Origin of the sequence: Pedobacter africanus, from assembly GCF_040548825.1 — a bacterium.
Classification (GTDB): Bacteria; Bacteroidota; Bacteroidia; order Sphingobacteriales; family Sphingobacteriaceae; genus Pedobacter; species Pedobacter africanus_A.
Window position 1 is genome coordinate 254,244 of sequence record NZ_JBEPSL010000002.1, and the last position, 20,151, is coordinate 274,394.

Annotated in this window: 14 protein-coding genes; 11 read left to right on the forward strand and 3 right to left on the reverse strand. The window is 42.9% G+C overall.

What is annotated here, in order from left to right; translation table 11 throughout:
• Positions 1-3: 3 nt before the first annotated feature.
• Genes amaB through ABIE26_RS11275 form a run of 3 tightly spaced genes read right to left on the reverse strand, consistent with a single transcriptional unit; the run spans position 4 to position 3,623 of the window.
• Positions 4-1,533 carry an L-piperidine-6-carboxylate dehydrogenase gene (gene amaB / locus ABIE26_RS11265; RefSeq protein WP_310143411.1) on the reverse strand — a complete coding sequence of 510 codons (1,530 nt, stop codon included), beginning with the start codon at positions 1,531-1,533 and terminating at the stop codon, positions 4-6.
• Positions 1,534-1,548: 15 nt separating this feature from the next.
• Positions 1,549-2,454, reverse strand: a complete 906-nt coding sequence (locus ABIE26_RS11270; RefSeq protein ID WP_310142984.1) for a DUF1338 domain-containing protein — start codon at positions 2,452-2,454, stop codon at positions 1,549-1,551.
• A gap of 11 nt (positions 2,455-2,465) precedes the next feature.
• Entirely contained in the window at positions 2,466-3,623 is a 1,158-nt protein-coding gene (locus tag ABIE26_RS11275) for a saccharopine dehydrogenase C-terminal domain-containing protein (protein WP_310142981.1), read from the reverse strand.
• Positions 3,624-3,635: 12 nt separating this feature from the next.
• On the opposite strand from ABIE26_RS11275, the gene ABIE26_RS11280 reads away from it, so the two are divergent.
• The 11 genes from ABIE26_RS11280 to ABIE26_RS11330 all read left to right on the forward strand — a co-directional run bounded on the left by ABIE26_RS11280 (position 3,636) and on the right by ABIE26_RS11330 (position 20,149).
• Positions 3,636-4,532 carry a LysR family transcriptional regulator gene (locus tag ABIE26_RS11280; RefSeq protein ID WP_310142979.1) on the forward strand — a complete coding sequence of 299 codons (897 nt, stop codon included), beginning with the start codon at positions 3,636-3,638 and terminating at the stop codon, positions 4,530-4,532.
• Positions 4,533-4,603: 71 nt separating this feature from the next.
• Complete coding sequence (locus ABIE26_RS11285) at positions 4,604-5,482, forward strand: lysophospholipid acyltransferase family protein (RefSeq protein ID WP_310142976.1); 879 nt, start codon at positions 4,604-4,606, stop codon at positions 5,480-5,482.
• 37 nt (positions 5,483-5,519) lie between these two features.
• Positions 5,520-6,095, forward strand: coding sequence for an RNA polymerase sigma-70 factor (locus ABIE26_RS11290; protein WP_310142975.1), 576 nt, complete (start codon positions 5,520-5,522; stop codon positions 6,093-6,095).
• Positions 6,096-6,163: 68 nt separating this feature from the next.
• On the forward strand, positions 6,164-7,258 hold the full coding sequence (locus ABIE26_RS11295; protein WP_310142973.1) for a FecR family protein: 1,095 nt from the start codon (positions 6,164-6,166) through the stop codon (positions 7,256-7,258).
• Positions 7,259-7,491: 233 nt separating this feature from the next.
• On the forward strand, positions 7,492-10,968 hold the full coding sequence (locus tag ABIE26_RS11300; RefSeq protein ID WP_310142970.1) for a SusC/RagA family TonB-linked outer membrane protein: 3,477 nt from the start codon (positions 7,492-7,494) through the stop codon (positions 10,966-10,968).
• A gap of 9 nt (positions 10,969-10,977) precedes the next feature.
• Positions 10,978-12,336 (forward strand): RagB/SusD family nutrient uptake outer membrane protein, encoded by a 1,359-nt coding sequence (locus ABIE26_RS11305; protein WP_310142967.1) that lies wholly within the window; start codon positions 10,978-10,980, stop codon positions 12,334-12,336.
• A 157-nt stretch (positions 12,337-12,493) separates the two neighbouring features.
• Positions 12,494-13,087 carry an RNA polymerase sigma factor gene (locus tag ABIE26_RS11310; RefSeq protein WP_310142965.1) on the forward strand — a complete coding sequence of 198 codons (594 nt, stop codon included), beginning with the start codon at positions 12,494-12,496 and terminating at the stop codon, positions 13,085-13,087.
• Between the two features lie 85 nt (positions 13,088-13,172).
• On the forward strand, positions 13,173-14,291 hold the full coding sequence (locus tag ABIE26_RS11315; protein WP_310142963.1) for a FecR family protein: 1,119 nt from the start codon (positions 13,173-13,175) through the stop codon (positions 14,289-14,291).
• A 197-nt stretch (positions 14,292-14,488) separates the two neighbouring features.
• A complete protein-coding gene (locus tag ABIE26_RS11320; protein WP_310142961.1) occupies positions 14,489-17,887 on the forward strand; it encodes a SusC/RagA family TonB-linked outer membrane protein in 3,399 nt (1,132 codons plus the stop codon).
• Between the two features lie 17 nt (positions 17,888-17,904).
• A complete protein-coding gene (locus tag ABIE26_RS11325) occupies positions 17,905-19,320 on the forward strand; it encodes a RagB/SusD family nutrient uptake outer membrane protein (RefSeq protein ID WP_310142959.1) in 1,416 nt (471 codons plus the stop codon).
• A gap of 28 nt (positions 19,321-19,348) precedes the next feature.
• Positions 19,349-20,149: a DUF4843 domain-containing protein gene (locus ABIE26_RS11330; RefSeq protein WP_310142957.1), complete on the forward strand. Its 801-nt coding sequence runs from the start codon at positions 19,349-19,351 to the stop codon at positions 20,147-20,149.
• Positions 20,150-20,151: the final 2 nt, after the last annotated feature.

Consider the following 20,151-nt stretch of genomic DNA (forward strand, 5'->3'; position numbering starts at 1 on the left):
TATCTAGAGGTCAAACTTAATACCCTGGGCCAAAGGTAAGGTATTGGAATAATTAATGGTATTGGTTTGTCTGCGCATATAAGCTTTCCAGGCATCGGATCCGCTTTCCCTTCCGCCACCTGTTTCTTTTTCACCGCCAAAGGCGCCACCTATTTCGGCACCGGAAGTACCAATGTTAACGTTGGCTATACCGCAGTCAGAACCTGCAGCCGACAGAAACTGTTCTGCCTCACGCAGGTTTAAGGTCATGATAGCTGAAGATAATCCTTGCGGAACGCCATTCTGCAAAGCAATGGCCTGATCCAGCGTTTTATATTTGATCAGGTACAGAATTGGTGCAAATGTTTCTTCCTGCACAATTTCGTAATGATTTTCTACTTCGGCAATACAAGGTTTTACATAGCAGCCAGAAGTATAGCCTTCAGCATCCAGCACTCCGCCCTCAACTACAAATTCAGCACCTTCTTTTTTGCCCTTGGCTATGGCCTGTGTGTATTGTTCAACCGCGGCGGTATCTATAAGCGGACCAACATGGTTGTGCTGGTCCAGCGGATCGCCAATACGCAGCTGTCCATATGCTTTGACCAGTTTATTTTTGAATTCCTCATAAATATCTTCATGAATGATCAGTCGCCTCGTAGATGTACAGCGCTGCCCGGCGGTACCTACCGCTCCGAAAACTGCACCAATGATAGACATCTCCAGATCAGCATCCCTGGAAATGATGATAGCGTTGTTACCTCCCAATTCCAGGATGCTGCGCCCAAACCTTGTGGCTACAGCTGCCGAAACGATCCGGCCAACACGTGTTGAACCGGTAAAGGAAACCAGTGGGATCCGCTTATCGTTGTTCATTTTATCGCCCACCGCATTACCGATCAGCAAGCTGCTGATCCCTTCAGGCATGTCGTTATCTTTTAGCACTTTTGCAATGATGTGCTGACAGGCAACCGCACATAAAGGCGTTTTGGAAGAAGGTTTCCATACACATACGTTTCCGCATACCCAGGCCAGGGCCGTATTCCAGCTCCAAACCGCTACCGGGAAATTGAAAGCCGAAATGATTCCCACAATCCCCATAGGATGCCATTGCTCGTACATGCGGTGACCAGGTCTTTCAGAATGCATCGTCAGGCCATACAGCTGGCGCGAAAGGCCTACTGCAAAATCACAGATGTCTATCATTTCCTGGACTTCGCCAAGCCCCTCCTGAAGGCTCTTACCCATCTCGTAAGACACCAGGGTACCCAGGTCTTGCTTGTGCACGCGTAGTGCATCCCCAAACTGTCTTACGATCTCTCCCCGTTTTGGGGCTGGTATGTTACGCCAGAAAACAAAAGCCTCTTCTGCTTTTTTCATTACAGCCTCATAGGCAACTTCATCGGCTACCTGTACACTGGCAATGGCCTGTCCGTTTACCGGCGAATAAGACGTAATATTTTTACCACCGGTTTCCAGCCAGTTATTACCTGTGGAGCTCCCGAAGTTCGTTTCTTTAATACCCAATCGGGTCAATATTTCAGTAATGTTCATCATTTCTTTTTTTGATCAGCCTTTTGTTTGTTTGGTATAGGTGCTTTCAAAGATCTTATCGGCATTGCCGGTTTCAAAGCCCTCTCTGCGGTGCTCAGAGCGGATCTCCGATGCAGGAAGATCTGTATACTGAGGCAGTACCAGTCGTTCAGAGAACTCCACATAACTGCCGGCAATTTCCATTTTTTCGTCATTTGCAAAAACAGCTTCCTGCATTTCTGCCACTGTGCTGCTTTGGCGCAACAGGCCGTCAGGACTTACTTTAATTTTTCCACCCTCTGTATTCAGTTTCAATCCTAAAGATTCTACAAAAGCATTAAAATCCTCCAGGTGTCTGTAACCTGGCTTCAAATCGTGTACGCTAATGGTATAATGATTCAGGTAATATCTGTTGTAAATTACCCAGGCAGCGTATTCACTTTCTTCCAGCAGGGCCTGGTAATCAGATTTTTCTGGCAATTGCCATAAAGGTTGATGAAAAAACTCACCGATCTGAGCTCCGTTGTCCAGGTCAAGCGCGTCAACCGGATCGGCATTGATATGCCGGGTATATTTTTCAATCAAAGCCTGTGCCCTGTCAGAAAGTTTTTCTACCATCAACTCGCTCATAAATATCCTCGGATATTCCGGTGAAGGCGGGGCATACCAATAGGCATTTAGTTTTTTACCTTCAAAATAGTAGTTGTCCCTCTTTTGGTAGCCATGATGCAGAAAGATCTTTTCAAAAGATGTAATTCCCAAATGCGGTACACCCAGTGTACGGAACGCAATATGATCGTTAATGATTTCGTCCTGTCCCTCAATTACACCATTACTGATCAGTGCATTGGTTATTTTTTTTACTGCCGGAACCTGCTGGCTATACCTTTCAAAAAGAATATTTAAAAAAGTGTCCAGCGGACTTTGATTGTCAAAATTCATCGGTTTTGTGTTTATGCTACTTCAATTTCACCTAAAATCCCCTTTTCAAAAAGCTGACCGGTCTGCGTGGCCAACAGTCCTTCAAACGGGATATCTTCCTGCTTAATGAAACCTTTTGCCGGTAAAGCACCGTTTGCCACCATTTCGATAACTGCAACCAGACTGGCCGCAGTAGTCCAGGAAATCGCCCTCCAGGCCTGCCCATCTATGGTCACAGGATGGTACGACTTACAGAACTCATTCCTTTTCAGCTGTCCGTCTTTCCATCCTTCGGCCGCTGCATATACCAGTACCACATCTTCCTCTACTTCCGGCTTGGCATTTTTTAGGATATCTTCCAGCTGCTGCTTGTTGTTTTTCAAGTGAAGTTCGTGTATCAAAAAGTTCATCAGGTCGCAATGTCCGGGATAGCGGATGGTCTTATAGTCCAGTTTATCTACCCGTCCCGCATAGGTTTCGCACATCGTCCCCAAACCTCCCGAAGTATAAAACGCTTCGTAGGCTGCCCCTTCTATATTGATGGTTTCCTTGCCCTGCAAACTCACTACCTGCTTGCGCTCCCCATTGTGAATGGCTTCCGCATCGTTGATGTATTCATTTACCACACCAGCGGCCGACCAGGTAAAGGAATAGCCCAGTTCACCGTTCGGATATTTAGGCAAAGCGCCCACACGCATTTCAATAGAACGCAGTTTTTCAAAATCCTTGGCCAGGTGGGCACCAATAATACCAATGATACCAGGTGCAAGTCCACATTGCGGGGCCATTACTGCAGTAGCTGTTTCACTTAAACCAATGATATATTTGGTTGTCTCCACATCTTCTGTAAGGTCAAAATAACTTTTACCTTCCTGGTGCGCAATCCTGGCTATGGTTTTATTCAGAAAATAAGGCAGGGCCGAAACCACTGCGTCATGGCTTGCAATCATTTTTTGCATCAGTACCTCATCTGTAACATCTCCCGTAACTACATTAAAAGGAAGTTCATAAGGATAATGAGGTGCCTGTTTGTCCATACCGGTTACCTGAAACTGCTTGCTCAGCAGCACGCCAACCAGTGTACCTACTTTGCCGAGGCCAAGTGTCAATACTTTTTCAATCATTGGTGTATATATATTTGGTAATAACAACTCAAATATCCATACATTTACCATTAGTAAACAATACATAATGATTAACAAATGATAAGCATAGCTAATCAATTAGAACTCCGGCAGCTGAACTATTTTAAGGTCCTGGCCGAAGAACTTCACTACCGCAAGGCTTCAGAAATTCTTTTCATTTCGCAATCGGCCTTAAGTCAGCAGATCAAACACCTGGAAGGCATACTGAAAGTTTCTTTATTTGAAAGAACCAACCGGAAAGTTGCGCTGAGCGATGCAGGCAGATTGTTTTATAAAGACGTATTACAGGTGCTGAACAAAGTGGAAATTGCAGCAACCAATATCAAGTTATACACTGCCGGAAATACCGGACAGATCGGGATTGGTTTTGTAGCTTCAGCAATGGCTTCTGTATTGCCTGCTTTACTCAAGCAGTTCAATAGCGATTGCCCCAATATCAGGTTCAGACTGGATGAACTCAACAATGCGGAACAGCTGATTGCCCTGCAAAATGAAACACTTGACCTGGGCTTTATGCGTTCCAACCATCTGCCGGATGGCTTTAGCAGTAAAAGGGTGTATACCGAGACTTTTTCCCTGGTTTTACCAGTAAATCATCCGGTTACCGATACTGAATTCAGGAATATAGGTCAGTTCAGGGACGAGAATTTCATTCTTTTTCCAAATGAACAAAGCCAGCTCTACTACCAACAGATCATTAACCTTTGTGCCGATCAGGGTTTTGCGCCCAAGGTTGCCCATCGTTCCATTCACGCGCCGACCATTTTCAGATTGGTAGAAAACGGGATGGGACTGTCGGTCATCCCCACTTCACTGGCCTCCACTGAAAACCCGAATATCCGCTTTATTGAATTAAAGGGTATTCCGCAGCAAACAGCTTTATACGCGGTCTGGAAAAAGATCAACAACAATCCGGCCTTGCCTTATTTTCTGGAGATGCTGGTACCACAATAAAAAAATTCGACATTCCGATGGCAGATTTTTTTTTACCTGCTTTTTAATTTTGCATTTTAATTCAGTGCATAATGATAAAAAAGCTCTTTTCTTACCTCGGGATATTTTCTATAAGCTTTTTATCATTACTTCCTTTAACGCTTCTCTACATTTTTGCTTATGGCCTCTACATCCTCATCTACTACGTTATTGGTTACCGTAAAAAAGTAGTCAGACAAAACCTGGTCAATGCACTTCCTGAAAAAACACCGTCCGAACTTAAAGTCATTGAACAGAGGTTCTACAGGTACCTTGCAGACCTGATATTTGAAGTTGTTAAAATGAAAAGCATTTCGGAAGCCCAAATCCGGAAACGTTTCATTTTTCGAAATAAAGAGCAGGTTGAAGCCTATCTAAAAAACGGACAAAGTGTACTGATATGTGCAGCACATTACGGTAACTGGGAATGGGGCACCCTGGGAATCGGTTTAAATTTTAAGGCCTATCATTACCCTATTTATAAGCCATTAAACAATCCTTTTTTTGATCACTGGTTTAAAAAGGTGCGCAGTCGTTTTGGCAATAGATTAATCGCCATGCGCCAGACCTTAAGGGCGCTTCAGGAGAGCAGGGACCAGGTGAGCATATTCAGCTTTGGCAACGATCAGGCCCCTTCATGGAATGAATCTCATTACTGGACTACTTTTCTGCACCAGCCTGCATCTATACAATTGGGTATAGAGAAGATCGCCAGAAAAACGAACCAGCCCATATTTTACTTTAAAGTGAATCGTATTAAAAGAGGCTACTACACCGTAGACTGTGTCCCCTTGTGTTTAAGCCCGGCAGAAACTGCAGAATTTGAGATCACGGAAATGCATACCCGGGTATTGGAAGAAATGATCAGAAAGGAGCCCGCTTACTGGCTCTGGAGTCACAAAAGATGGAAACACAAACCAAAACTAGGGTGATTTATATCATTTTCCTATATTTAACGGGCATAATGCAATGGGGAATTATAGGGATTATACGGATCAGCAACTTACAGCACTATTAAAGAATAGTGATCATGGGGCATTTACTGAAATTTTTGACCGTTACAACAGCCTGCTCTACATCCACGCTTTTAAAAAACTAAGGGACCGGGAGGCCGCAAAAGATGTGGTACAGGATACCTTATCGGCCTTGTGGCACAAACACGAGACACTTGATGTAGCCAACAACCTGGGTGGTTACCTATACACAACCCTAAAGCATAAGATCTTTGATCTGCTTGCGCGGCAGCAGGTGGGCCAGAAACATGTTGTGGCCCTGCAGGAATACCTGGACAAGGGAAACTTTCTGGCCGATCACCTGGTAAGGGAAAAACAACTTGCCGCCATTATTGAAAAAGAAATTGCTGCGCTGCCCCCGCGAATGCGCGAAGCATTTGAACTGAGCAGGAAAGAAAATCTTAGCCATAAACAGATCGCGGAACGCATGGCCATATCAGAACAAACGGTTACAGACCAGGTAAAAAAGGCTTTAAAGATATTAAAACCACGTATAGGGTTGGTAATTGCCGCTCTATATTTTATCCGCTAAAAAATATTTTCATTTCGTATCCCCCCTAGCCTCTCCATTGCCGTATTGGTCATCATTAAGGCTAAACAATGGACCAGACAGAAGCAACCGCACTACTCCAAAAGTACAACGCAGGAACCTGCAGCGAAGAAGAAAAAGCAGCGCTGGAAAGCTGGTACCTGCAATGGAACAATGATGATCATACTTTTGAAGAAGCAGAATTGCTCAGCTTGCAAAAGGAAATATGGCTTAACATGCCTTCAAAGCCTTTGGCTCCTAAAACGCTCAGTTTATGGCCTAAAATAGCTGTTGCAGCTGCTGTAGTTATCGCAGTAAGTGCCGGAATCTGGTTCTATACTGCACAACAACGTGAACATGGGATAAGAAAAGAACTGCTGGCCAATGACATTGCACCGGGCAAAAACACCGCGACACTCACGCTTGCCAATGGAGAAAAAATCAATCTTAGTACTGCAAAGACTGGCGTAACGATAAACGAAGGGAAACTGGCCTATAATGACGGTACAAACATCAGTGCCGCCAAGGGCATACAAACTGTTACCGCAGCTACCCCAAAAGGTGGCACTTATCAGATCACCCTTTCTGATGGGAGTAAAGTATGGCTTAATGCAGCTTCCTCTGTTAAATTCCCTTCGGCTTTTGACAAACAGGGCTCAAGAAAGGTCAGTTTAACGGGCGAGGCTTATTTTGAAGTGGCCAAAGATAAAACCAGACCTTTTATGGTAACAACAGATAAGCAGGAAGTGGAAGTTTTAGGTACACATTTTAATATCAACAGTTATACAGAAGAACCTGTTCAAAAAACTACGCTATTGGAGGGTTCTGTAAAAGTAAGTGCATTTAATACCAGCTATTTGTTAAGTCCGGGACAACAGGCTGATTTAAAAAATAATAGTGTGTTTGTTGAAAATGCTAATATCGGACAAACGATGGCCTGGAAAAACGGGCGCTTTGTATTTACCGGCGAAGACCTGGAGAGTATCATGCGCAAAATATCCAGGTGGTATGATGTGGAAGTTGATTTTCAGGACAATACCCAAAAAATATCGTTCATTGGCGTCATTTCCCGCAACAAAAATATTTCATCCGTATTGCAACTCATCGAAGACACTGGAAATGTTCATTTTAAAATAGAAGGAAGGAGAATTACAGTTATGAAATAAAGCTACCAGCTATCCAACAGGAAATATGGGTGCTTAAAAAAGCCAGGAGAGATCCGACCCTCCCCCGGCAAATGCCTGAGTTTACCCATCAAAATCGTGCTAAACAATTGTCAACAAACCAAACCCAAACAATCAAATATATGATTTATATTAATCTTGGGATAAAGCAAACTGCTGATATCCTTAAAGAATTTATGCCTGCAAATTACCGGGCATGTAAAAATAAATGGATAATGAGGATAAACCTAATCATCATCTTAATGACCAGCTTCCTCCTTCAGGTAAGTGCAGGCAGTTTTGCCCAGAAAATTACGCTGAATGAGAAAAATGCAAGTTTTGAGGCCGTCATCAACAAAATACAAGCACAAAGCGGATACGATTTCATAGGAAACACCGTACTGATCAGAACGGCTAAACCGGTAAGCATCAACGTAAAGGAGATAAGCCTTGCGCAGGCACTTGAGCTTTGTTTTGCCAATCAGGACCTATCCTACACTTTAAAAGACAAAACCGTAGTGATCAAACACAAGCAGGCCTCCATTTTCGATAAAGTGGTCGATTTCTTTACCGCAATAGAAATTCGTGGCAAAGTGCTGGACGAAAAGGGCAACCCACTTCCGGGTGCATCCATTAAAGTCAAAGGTTCTGACAAAGGAGCGGTAAGCAATTCCAATGGAGAGTTTTTATTGGAAAACCTCAATGAAAATGCAATCCTGCAGATCCATTTTGTGGGCTATATGACAAAGGAAATCACTGCAAAAGCACTGAAAGAGAACCCGGTTATCAGATTGGAGGTCAACACGGGGGAATTGAATGAAGTGGCGGTTGTATCTACCGGATATCAGAAAATACCAACAGAACAGCTGACCGGTTCTACGTCATCGATAAACAAGGATGATTATGAATCAGCAATTACTGTGAACAATTTTTTACAGGGACTTCAAAACAAACTGCCAGGAGTTTTAATCAATGGCGACTTAAAATTTGAAGGCAATTCACTATTCCAGATCAGGGGTATTTCTACCATTTCGGCAACCAAACAACCACTGGTGGTAGTAGACGGCTATCCTACAGAATTAAGCCTGGATGCCATCAACCCAAATGAAATTGAATCGGTAACCGTTTTAAAGGATGCGGCTGCTGCTGCCATCTATGGGGTAAGGGCCTCTAATGGGGTCATTATTGTAGAACGCAAAAAAGCGGTAAAAGGAGATGCGAAATTCGAATTCAGGAGTACCCTTAGTGTAACACCGAAAGAGGATTATACCACTTACCGACTGGCACCCACTACAGCCAAGATGAATTACCAGATAGATTCTTATGACAGATTCGGGAGTCAGACCCGAGATTTTTATACCAACAGCATACAACGCTATCCTGCCGGAAATGAACCCATAATAGATTTTCAATCTAAATTGATCAGCCGGGAAGAAATGGAGCGTAGAATGTCCGAGCAATATGCATACGACAACAGCAAGGATTACAGCAGGTTTTTTGAGCAAAACAAGGTTACCCAGCAATACGATTTTAATTTTTCTGGTGGTAGCGACAAAGCCTTGTATTACGTTTCATCCAACTTTACCAGGAACCAGAATGCAAAGATCAAATCAAATGACCAGCGTTTTCTGCTTTCGGGACGTGGAACCTATAATTTCAACGATAAATTGTCTTTTGTGCTGACTACCGATTTCATGCAGAAAAAAACAAATGGCGTTCCGGTAATTGGCTATACAGATTTCTATTCATTTGAACGTTTTCAAGATGAGAACGGAAACCCCAAAGCAACCTTTGCGGGTTCGCCAACCAACCCGATGTATAATCCCGGCATCATTGCAAGGGGCTATTACGACAACTTGAACTATCCTTTAAGGGAACTCAATGAAGTAAGCGATCAGGGCAAATTAACTTCCAACAAAGTTGTGGGCGATTTGTTGTATAAGATGGCACCTGGCCTCACATTAAAACTGGGTGGGGTTTATGAATACAGCAGTAGTACCACAAAGCACTATGCTTCAGAAAACTCCTCAGAAATCAGGCAGTTTGTTAACCTGTACTCAGATGTAACCGATGGTATCATTAAATTTAACCTACCTAAAGGAGGCTACAATAAAACCAAAGTGGGCAATACTTCGGGCTACACACTACGTGCGCAGTTAAACTACGATAAAAAGCTAAATGAGGACCACGCCATTAATATCATTACCGGCGCTGAAATCCGCAGAGTTACAGCAGAATTAAACGGCTACGCAAACTTTGGTTACAGCGAGCAAACACTTTTGCAGCAACCTGTAGATTACACCAAGATACTTACAGGCAACTGGATCAATCAGTTTTTCCCGAATAATCCACTTTCCTATACCGATCTTTTTCAAAAGAGCTTTAGCGATGATCGTTTTGCGTCAGCTTACTTCAATGGTGTATATAGTTACAAGTCGAAGTATATCGCTTCCGGAAGTATTCGTATAGACCAGTCTAACCTTTTCGGAACCGACCCAAGATACCGCTACAAACCATTATGGTCTTTCGGTCTAGCCTGGAATGTCGACAGAGAAAACTTTATGAAAGATGTGCCATGGGTAAACAAATTAAAACTCAGAATATCAGATGGCTTTAACGGAAACGTATCAAAAAGCAGTTTACCTCAGATTATTGCCAATTATGCACAAAACCTGCGAACCTCCCCTCCCTCAACCGGTTTAAACATCCTGAGCCTGGAAAATAGCGCACTGCGTTGGGAAGAGACCAACAACTTTAATACAGGTCTGGATTTTACCCTGTTTAACCGCATATCTGGAAGTATTGATTATTACAGCAAACGAAGCACTGATTTATTGGGAAGCACAGCAATCGACCCTACAAAAGGGGCAGCTTCTTCTACGCTGAATTCTGCAAAGATAAACAATAAAGGATTTGAAATCAGTTTAAACAGCGACTGGCTGCAGCGCAAAGGTTTCAACTGGAATACAGGTATTGCTTTTGCCTACAATACGAGCAAAGTTCTGAACGTGTACCAGAATAACCTCAAACTGAACTATCAGTATGTAGATGGCTCAACTGCAAACAACTATATTGTAGGTTATCCGGTAGGTTCTATGTTTAGTTTCCGGTTTGCAGGCCTAAACCAAAGGGGGCTTCCAACAGTATACGATAAAAACGGAAATGCCAAGGAACTTTATGCAAATACCAATGACGAGGGCTTTAACGACTTAACGTATTCAGGCAACGGTATCCCTCCTTATACTATGGGTATCAGCAACCGGTTTGATATAGGCCCGTTTTATATATACGCAATGATAGACCTATATACCGGTTTTAAAACCCGTATCCCAAGACCATCCATATTTGCCAACCGCCCGCAGGAAGGCGCTGAAAACTATTTCAGAAATGCCGGCGATGAAGCAAACACAGACGTACTGGGCTTTTACTCCTTTTCAAATATGGATGGAGTCAGACTTTTTCCAGTGTATAACAACACTGACAAGTATGTTGTAAATGGTTCTTACATCTTGTTAAGAGACGTTACCTTTTCCTACAGGTTCAATAACCAGGTATTTAAGCAACTTGGCTTTAAAAACTTTGAGGTTAAAGCTCAGGCATCCAATCTCTTTACCAAAGGATTCAATAAATACAACTATAGCTTAGCTACAGGCGATTATACCCGCAGAAACCTGGTGCCAACATTTACAATTGGTTTATTCACTAATTTTTAATCCCAGATCATGAAAACCAGAATATACAACACTTTGCTCATCTGCTCTGCATTAATTTTGTTCACTTCCTGCGGAAAATTCCTGGAGGTAGAACCAAAAGGTAAAGTCATCTTAAAAACAATTACAGATTACGACCTGCTCCTGAACAGCCAGAACCTGACCAGCAGTGGAGAACAATTGCTCAACCAGATGTCTGACGATTTAGATATTCCAACCGTAGATCCATTTAGCAGGACCACGACAGTGTTCAGTTACCTGTGGGCCAACGACCTTAACCCAACCGCAAGTGAAAGTCCGTTAATATGGGGCAAACATTACGCGAACATTTATGCCTTTAACGCAGTAATCAATAGTGTTGAACAGGCAAGTACTGGCACAGCACAGGAAAAGAAAAAGCTAAAGGCAGAGGCATTGGTAGGCAGGGCCTTTGAATACCTGTATCTGGTTAACCTGTATGCCAAAACTTATAATCAGGAAACAGCCAATACCGACCTGGCAGTTCCTTTCATTACCTCAACCGATATCATGAACAAAACCCCGGAAAGATCGCCGGTGAGTTTCATTTATGGAAAGATCATTGATGACATCAATGCGGCTATTCCCGAACTCCCTGCAAACAACAACACCAACAAATTCAGGGGATCGGTAAATGCCGCATACAGCATTCTGGCCAGAACTTATTATTACATGAACAATTTTACTGAAGCTGCAAAATATGCAGACCTGGCATTAAAAGAACCGGGAACCAGTTTAATGGACTACAATCCGCTTGCTTCCAAAGCTGATGTTCCAATCATGCCGATTAATAAACAGGAGATCTATGCACGGTACGGAACAAATTCGGCTTCGAATGTCTTTCCAACAGTGGAATTCCTTAAGTTGTTTGATAAAAACGACCTGCGTTTAAAACTGTATTATACAAAATTGGGTGATTTTACCTTCCCGGTACGTGGGGTAAGCCAGTTTTCACCAAATGGCAGTGCTGTCAGTTTTGGCACATCGGTAGCGGAGATGAAACTGATTATTGCTGAAGCCGCAGCAAGAGCGAATAACCTGCAGCTGGCGTTGGACCAAATGAACGACATCCGTAAATTCCGCACCGCAACGGCTGCTTATCAGCCCTTCCAATCCACAGATAAGGAAGTGGTATTGCAACGCGTTTTACTGGAACGCAGGTTTGAACAGGCTTTTAAAGGCATGAGGTGGATGGATATGCGCAAACTGGATGCAGAAAACAAGATGCCGGCAGTAAACCGTTTAAATGCAAAAGGGGAAATCATCACTACATTGGAGCCACACAGCCCGAAATACGTGCTTAAAATACCTGCTGCTGTGTTGAATTTCAACCCTGACATGCCTCAGAATTAACTCACATTTTAAAAAGAATCAATACATGTTATCTGCGCCATACTCCTAAAGGGTATGGCGCATTTTAAACAATCATTTAACCTCTCATTTTAGAATCTCAAAAATTATCGACAGTTTTACATCCTAACTTCTGCGAGTTCAAGAGGGTAAAGATTGTATGAATAATTATGAATCATTTACTGATCAACAACTGATTGTCTTAATGAAACAGGGCAATCACGCGGCTTTTAATGAAATTTATAAAAGACATTCGCCCAAAGTGTTCTACCAGGTAAATCAGATGTTACGGGACCAGGAGGCAGCTAAAGATCTTGTTCAGGAACTCTTCATTACCATTTGGACTAAGGCCCGGAACATTAAAGAAGATACCAGACTTGGAGGTTATTTATATATCGCTGCACAAAACAGGGTATTTAAGCTGATCCAGCAGGGAAAACTGAAAGACGATTATTTACAATCGCTTGCAGAATTTACAGCTGAAATGAGTTTCGATGCCAGTCAGCCCCACGACGAGCGGGAACTACAGGCACTTATTGATATGGAAATCAATAAACTCCCTGCTAAAATGAAACAGGTATTCGAACTAAGCCGTAAAGAGCACCTTTCCTACCATGAAATAGCACAGCAACTGGACATTTCAGACAATACGGTTAGAAAACAGGTGAGCAATGCCTTAAAAATTTTAAGAGATAAACTGGCCCCTCATGCCCCTGAAGCAATGATTTTTATGATGTTGCTCCGCAGAGGTTAAATTTATTTTTATCTCATCTACTACTTTTCCTTTTGTAAAGGGTAATACTTACAAACAGGCCGGATTATGATTGCCGGTTAAACATATGAATAAAGAAGAAGTACGCTTACTTTTAGAAAAATATAACAAAGGTGAGGCCAGCAAGGCAGAGCTTGCCCTATTGCAGCTTTGGTATATCAAAATGGCTACCCTGAAAGAAGAACAGCTTACCGACCAGGAATATCTCCATATTCAGGATGAAATGTGGAGCGTAATCGGGCAGCAAACGGCACCAAAAAAGAGCAGGTTATGGACAAAGCTGTCTGTAGCCATAGCCGCAGCAGTGGCAGCAATTGTTTTAGGTATCTGGTTCTACAATGCTCCTCATCCCGAGGGAAGCGAGGCGACGAGAGCTCTCTTGAACTATGCTAACGACATTGCTCCAGGAAAAAACACCGCCACCCTTACACTGGCCAACGGCAAAACCATAACATTAAGCGACGCAAAGAATGGAGTAGCCGTTGATGGCAGCAAATTGGTTTACAATGACGGTACTGCAGTAACTGCGGCATCTCCCAAAATTGACAGCACAATTATGCTTACTGCTGCAACCCCGAGGGGCGGAACTTACCAGATCATCCTTCCGGATGGGAGCAAAGTATGGCTTAATGCAGCTTCTTCACTCAAATTTCCTTCCATTTTTAACAAGGGGACTTCGCGCAAGGTCCGTTTAACCGGTGAAGCTTATTTCGAAATCGCCAAAGATAAAACCAGGCCTTTTATAGTGGCTACAGATAAACAGGAAGTCGAAGTATTGGGTACACACTTCAACGTCAATAGTTATGCCGACGAGCCTATAGCAAAAACCACGCTCCTGGAAGGCTCTGTGAAAATAAGTGCCTTTAATGCGGCGGAAATCCTCAAACCAGGCGAGCAAGCCAGCTTAAAAGGCAATAGGATCAACGTTGAAAACGTAGATACAGAAGCGGCCATAGCCTGGAAAAATGGAAACTTTGTATTTGATGATGAAGACCTGGAGAGCATTATGCGTAAAATAGCCAGGTGGTACGACATGGAGGTTTACTATCAGGACAAGCCACAAAAGCCATCATCACTTGGAATTTTATCGCGCTCCAAAAATTTATCTGCTTTGCTAAAAATTCTGGAATCATCCGGAGAGGTTCATTTTAAAGTAGAAGGAAGGAGGATCATTGTGATGAAATAACTTATACTTCAAAACAATGGGAAATTAAAAAGCCGGATTCCGACGGGCATCGGAACCCGGAAAAATTGGATTGACCATTAGGTAAATATCGCTTCGAAACAATATTCAACTCAACCCAACTAAACAAATGTATGAAATTTTACTGTCTATATAGGCCAGATAACGGCGGCTATATATCTACTCAATTATTGCGTATTATGAAATTAACCACACTCATAATCACCATATGCTTACTCCAGGTTAGTGCAGCCAGCAAAGGTCAGATCATTACTTTAAATGAAAGGAATGCACCACTTGAAAAGATCATCAGGCTGATCAGGACACAAAGTGGCTATGATTTTTTTGGAGACACCAAGCTGATCAGAAATGCGAACCCTGTAACGATCAATGTAAAAAAAGCCAGCCTCAATGAGGTCCTGAAGCTGTCTTTTGACAATCAACCGCTTAGTTATACCATCGAAGAAAAAACAATAATCATCAAGCCAATAGTAAGGGAAACGCAGCGCCTTATCAATCAACAGACACGGACTATAGAAGGAACTGTGCTGGCAGAAGATGGTGAACTTCCGCTCGAGAACGCAACAGTATTAGCTGTTGGTACCGACCTGAAAACCTATACCAATAAGGAGGGCAATTTTGCTATTAAAATTCCTGAATCGGTCAGGATACTTCGCTTCAATTTTATCGGTTACGATCAGAAAGACATGAAGATCGATGCAAAAGATAAAAAAATGATTGTCAGGCTGGTTACCAAAAACAATGCACTGAATGAGGTCGTTGTAAGAACCGGTATATATAAACGTCCGGTAGAAAACTTTACAGGCTCCGCAAGAACCATTACTTCACAGGAATTAAAAAGGGTAGCCCCTTCCAACATATTGGCTGCGATTGGTATACTCGACCCCTCTTTCAGGCTACCTGAAGACATCAATCTTGGATCTGATCCGAATCGTTTGCCTGATATAGAATTGAGAGGGCAGAATAATTTTCCGGATAGAAATCCCCTTGCCGATAAAACAGCAAACAATCCGGCAAGTTTGCGAAATGTTTTTGGAGATAAACCAAACGCACCATTGTTCGTACTTGATGGCTTCCAGGTTTCCCTGGAGCGGATATTTGACCTGGATATGAACCGTGTGGAGCGGATTACCATTCTTAAAGATGCAGCGGCAACTTCTATTTACGGATCGAGGGCCAGCAATGGTGTAATTGTTATAGATACCAGGCAGCCAAAAGAAGGTTCGGTTACCATATCCTACCGGGGTGGTCTTACGGTAACCGCTCCTGATTTAAGCAGCTACGATCTGCTGAATGCAAAGGAAAAACTTGATTTCGAAAAAGAAGTGGGCTTCTATAAAGACAGTGGTACCTGGCCATATCTGCAAACGGTTAGAGATGAAGAGTATAATGAGCGTTTAAAAGACGTAACCAGGGGTGTAGACACCTACTGGCTTTCGCAACCCCTGCGTACAGGTTTTGGCAACAGTCATTCGCTTTATTTCGAAGGTGGCGACCAGGTAGTAAGATACGGTGTAAACCTGAACAGCCTTAACGACGTTGCGGTTATGAAAGGCTCAGGCCGCAACAGAATGAGCGGCGGACTAACATTGAATTACCGGACTTCAAATCTCTTATTCAGCAACGATTTAAGCATCAATCGCGTTAAAGGAGTAAACAGTCCCTATGGAAGCTTCAGTGACTACTCTAAACTTAATCAGTACTGGTCTCCCTATGATGAAAATGGTCAGTTCGCGAAGTTTTTAGGCCAGCAAAGAAGAAATAGTGGTGGTGGCCCAATGTTTTCCAATTATGCAAATCCACTCTACAATGCCGCCTTACCGAGTAAAGACTTCAATGAATCACTTGGTTTTATCAACAATTTTAAATTCGAATGGTCTGTGCAAAAATGGATCAGGATTATAGGTGGTTTTAGTCTAAACCACAACAATACCTCGTCAGACAAATATTTATCGGCCAGGAATACCGCTTTCGAATCACTGGCCATAAATGAACGTGGCAGCTATACGAAAACCAGCGGAAAAACAAATTTACTGGATGCCAACCTTGGCTTTGACATTCGCAAAACCTGGAACAAAAATCTTTTGTTTTTTACCGGAAATGTCAATGCCAATGAAGGCAAAGAAGAAACCTACAGTACTTCGGCCATAGGCTTCCCGAATGAAAAAGTAGCGGAAATTATTTTTGCCAGCAAGTACGATGCAAATACTGGAAAACCCATCGGTTCTCAGGGGATCAGCCGTTTAATCAGCGGCCGTATGAACGGCAGCTACGCTTACGACAATAAATATCTTCTTGATGTCTCTGTCAGTATGGATGCTTCCTCGCAATTTGGTGCAGATAAATCAATTGCCCCGTTCTGGTCAGTAGGTGCCGGCTGGAATATGCATCGTGAGCATTTTCTTGAAAATACCAGGCTGATTAATTTCCTTAAACTCAGGGGATCTATAGGAACAACCGGAGACCAGAACTTTGATCCTTACATGGCGCTAAGCACTTACAGTTATTTTTCTAATCAGTTTTACCTGAACCAGTTGAGCGCTTACCTGATGGGTTATGGCAATACCGCGCTGGGTTGGCAAAAAAGTATAAAGAGAAATATCGGTGTAGATGCTACCTTCTGGAACAATCGGATCTCCTTTGCTGCCGATTTCTATCACAATACAACAAATGCTTTGATATTGGATATCAGTACTCCCCCATCTCTTGGTTTCAGCTATTACAAGGAGAATTCAGGTGCTTTAAGAAATGTTGGATGGCAAAGCAGTTTAAATGTTGTGCTTATCCAGAAACCAAAAGACAATATGTACTGGAGGGTAGGCCTTTCCGCATATGGCAATACCAATACCATCACCAAAATATCCAATTCACTGAAAAAACTAAATGAAAAGTCGGACAAAGAAGATCAGGATATAAACAACCCGGATAGGAACAAACCTAAAAGTTATTACAAGGAAGGACAGTCACTGAGCGCTATTTTTGCGGTAAGAAGTCTTGGAATTGATCCAGCGAATGGACAGGAAATGTTCCTTGATCGGAACGGCAACACGACGTACATATGGAATTCCCTGGATAAAGTAGCAGTAGGCGATACCCGGCCCAAAGTGTCCGGTACATTAAGCACAGGCTTTGATTACAGAGGTTTTGGTTTCAATATCTATATGACATACAGGCTGGGCGCCAACATTTACAACCAGACCCTTGTAGATAGGATTGAGAATGCTGACATCACATATAATGTAGACAGAAGAGTAGCTACAGAACGCTGGAAAAAACCAGGAGACCATACTTTCTTTAAAGGAATCATTGGCAGTGCCGATGGAAAACCAGTGGTAGAAACCACATTACCTACTTCCAGGTTTGTGCAGAAGGAATATATTATCGAAGCTTCAAGGATATCCTTCACTTACCAGTTTTCCGACAACTTATCCTGGTTAAAACAAGCACGTTTATCCAATACGAGGCTGGAACTCTATGTGGCTAACCCCTTCCAGGTATCTAGTATAAAAAGGGAACGCGGACTCGATTATCCTTTCGCCAGATCGTTTACCCTTAACCTATCGACCAGTATATTCTAATCTAAAATTACAACTTTATGAAAAAGTCGTTATATATATTATTTAGTATCCTGACCCTTACAGCCCTCTCCTGTAAAAAATGGCTGGACGTGAAACCAGGGACTCAGGTTAAACAAGATGAGCTTTTCAGCACCGAAGCAGGGTTTAACCAGGCCATTTTAGGCAGTTATGTACAAATGGGCCCCGGGTTATACGCAGGTAACATGACCACCACCATGATCAGCGCGCTTGGACAAAATTATCAGACTACGGCCAGCGGTCATTTCCTGCTGGAAATGACAAAATACAATTACACCAATCCCGCAGTAAAAGACAGCATTAAAACTATCTGGTCAAAAATGTATACCGCAATCGGCGGAGTCAATAACATTCTGGCACATGTGGATGCGGCAAAACCTGTGTTTTTAGGCAATCATTACAATCTTGTAAAAGGCGAAGCTTTAGGTTTAAGGGCTTACATGCATTTTGACCTGCTCAGGATGTTTGGTCCCGTACCTGTAAATGGTCAGAATGTGAAAGCCATACCCTATACCAAAGCCTTTGGCAAACAGGTTACCCCCCTAAGCACTACCGCGCAAGTCATTACAGCCTGTCTCGAAGATTTAGATCAGGCAGAAGAGTTGCTATCAGTGTACAAAGACATCGTCTACAACAGTGGCACAGGAGTAGACGAATTCACCAGTTATACGCGCAATCATTTCAATTACTGGGCTGCAAAGGCTTTAAAAGCCCGGATCTATCTCTACAAAGGTGATAAGGTAAATGCAGCAAAATATGCAAAAGAAGTAATTGCTTCCGGAAAATTCCCATTTGTGAGCAGAAGTACTTTCACCCTGACCACCAATCAGGACCGTACCTTTTCTACCGAGCATATTTTTGCATTACACATCCCTTTGTTGAGGCCACAGGTAGACCGCCGGTTCCGGCTGGATGGTAACCAGAATTATCAGACCACAACGCTTTACCTGCCACAGGCTACAATGCGAACACTTTTTGATGTAGCAAGTGGTGGTTCAACAGATTACCGTTACCTCTATCTGGTCAACACAACTAACAATGTTTCCTATACCACCAAGTTCTGGCAACAGGATAATGCAATACTACAGGTCAGCAATCAAATGCCGATGATCAGGCTCTCCGAAATGTATTACATTGCCGCGGAAGCTACTTCTGATTTGAATGAAGCAGCTGAGCTCATCAATAAAATACGGGTGCAGAGAGGCCTTGAAGCAATCGTCACCCCTTTTAATGAGACCACCCGGATGCAGGAAATCGCAAAAGAACACAACAAAGAGTTTTATGCTGAGGGGCAGCTGTTCTTTTATTACAAACGACTGGGCACCCTTCCTGTACCCCGTTCAACGGTTGCCATGACCGAAAAATCCTACGTCTTTCCATTGCCTGATGATGAGATTGAATTTGGCAACAGATAAACCATTAACGGAAAATAAAATTTAAAAGATGAAAGCTATATTCAACTACCATAAAAGCCCCTATTTTTTATACCTGATTACTATATTGGGTATTGGCATCACGTCTTGTAGCAAGGACCTGGTTTATGAGAATAATCCGGGAATTTATATCGATAAAGAAAAGATGATCAGCTCAAGGGACAGCATTGCCTATTCCTTTGCTGAAAAGTCGGACACCCGCACATTGGATACCATTTACCTCCCAATAAAAATATCAGGCGAGGTTTCAAATGTCGACCGTAATGTACCTTTAGTTGTCAACGCTGCAAAAACAACAGCTACTGCCGGTACACATTTCCAGATATTGGAAAGCAGGGTAAAAGCAAACGAACTGACAGCCACCGCGGCCATACAGCTTAAAAGGACTGCGGATCTTAAAAGCAAGCAGCTCCGCATTTACCTGGAAATTGTACCTAATGCCGACTTCCCCCTGGTAATTGCTAAAACAAAGACAAATAACACTTACAACGGGGAGCCCATGAGCACATACAATCCGGGGTATTTAATTAAACTGACCGACCAATTGCTAAAGCCAGATACCTGGGACGGCTCGGGTAGCTGGTTTAAATACTACTTCGGGAACTACAGCGCTGTCAAATTTAAATTCATTATTGAGGTAACCGGCAGAACGGTATGGGGCGACAGGGCCAGATACGGACCCGATGCGCCAACCTCTGCGGAGTTGAAAGTTTACTATACAAAGCTGGTTACAGCATTGTATGAGTATGAGCAGGCCCACGGACCAATGATAGATGAAACAGGTAACCAGGTAACCTTCCCTAAAATTTAATC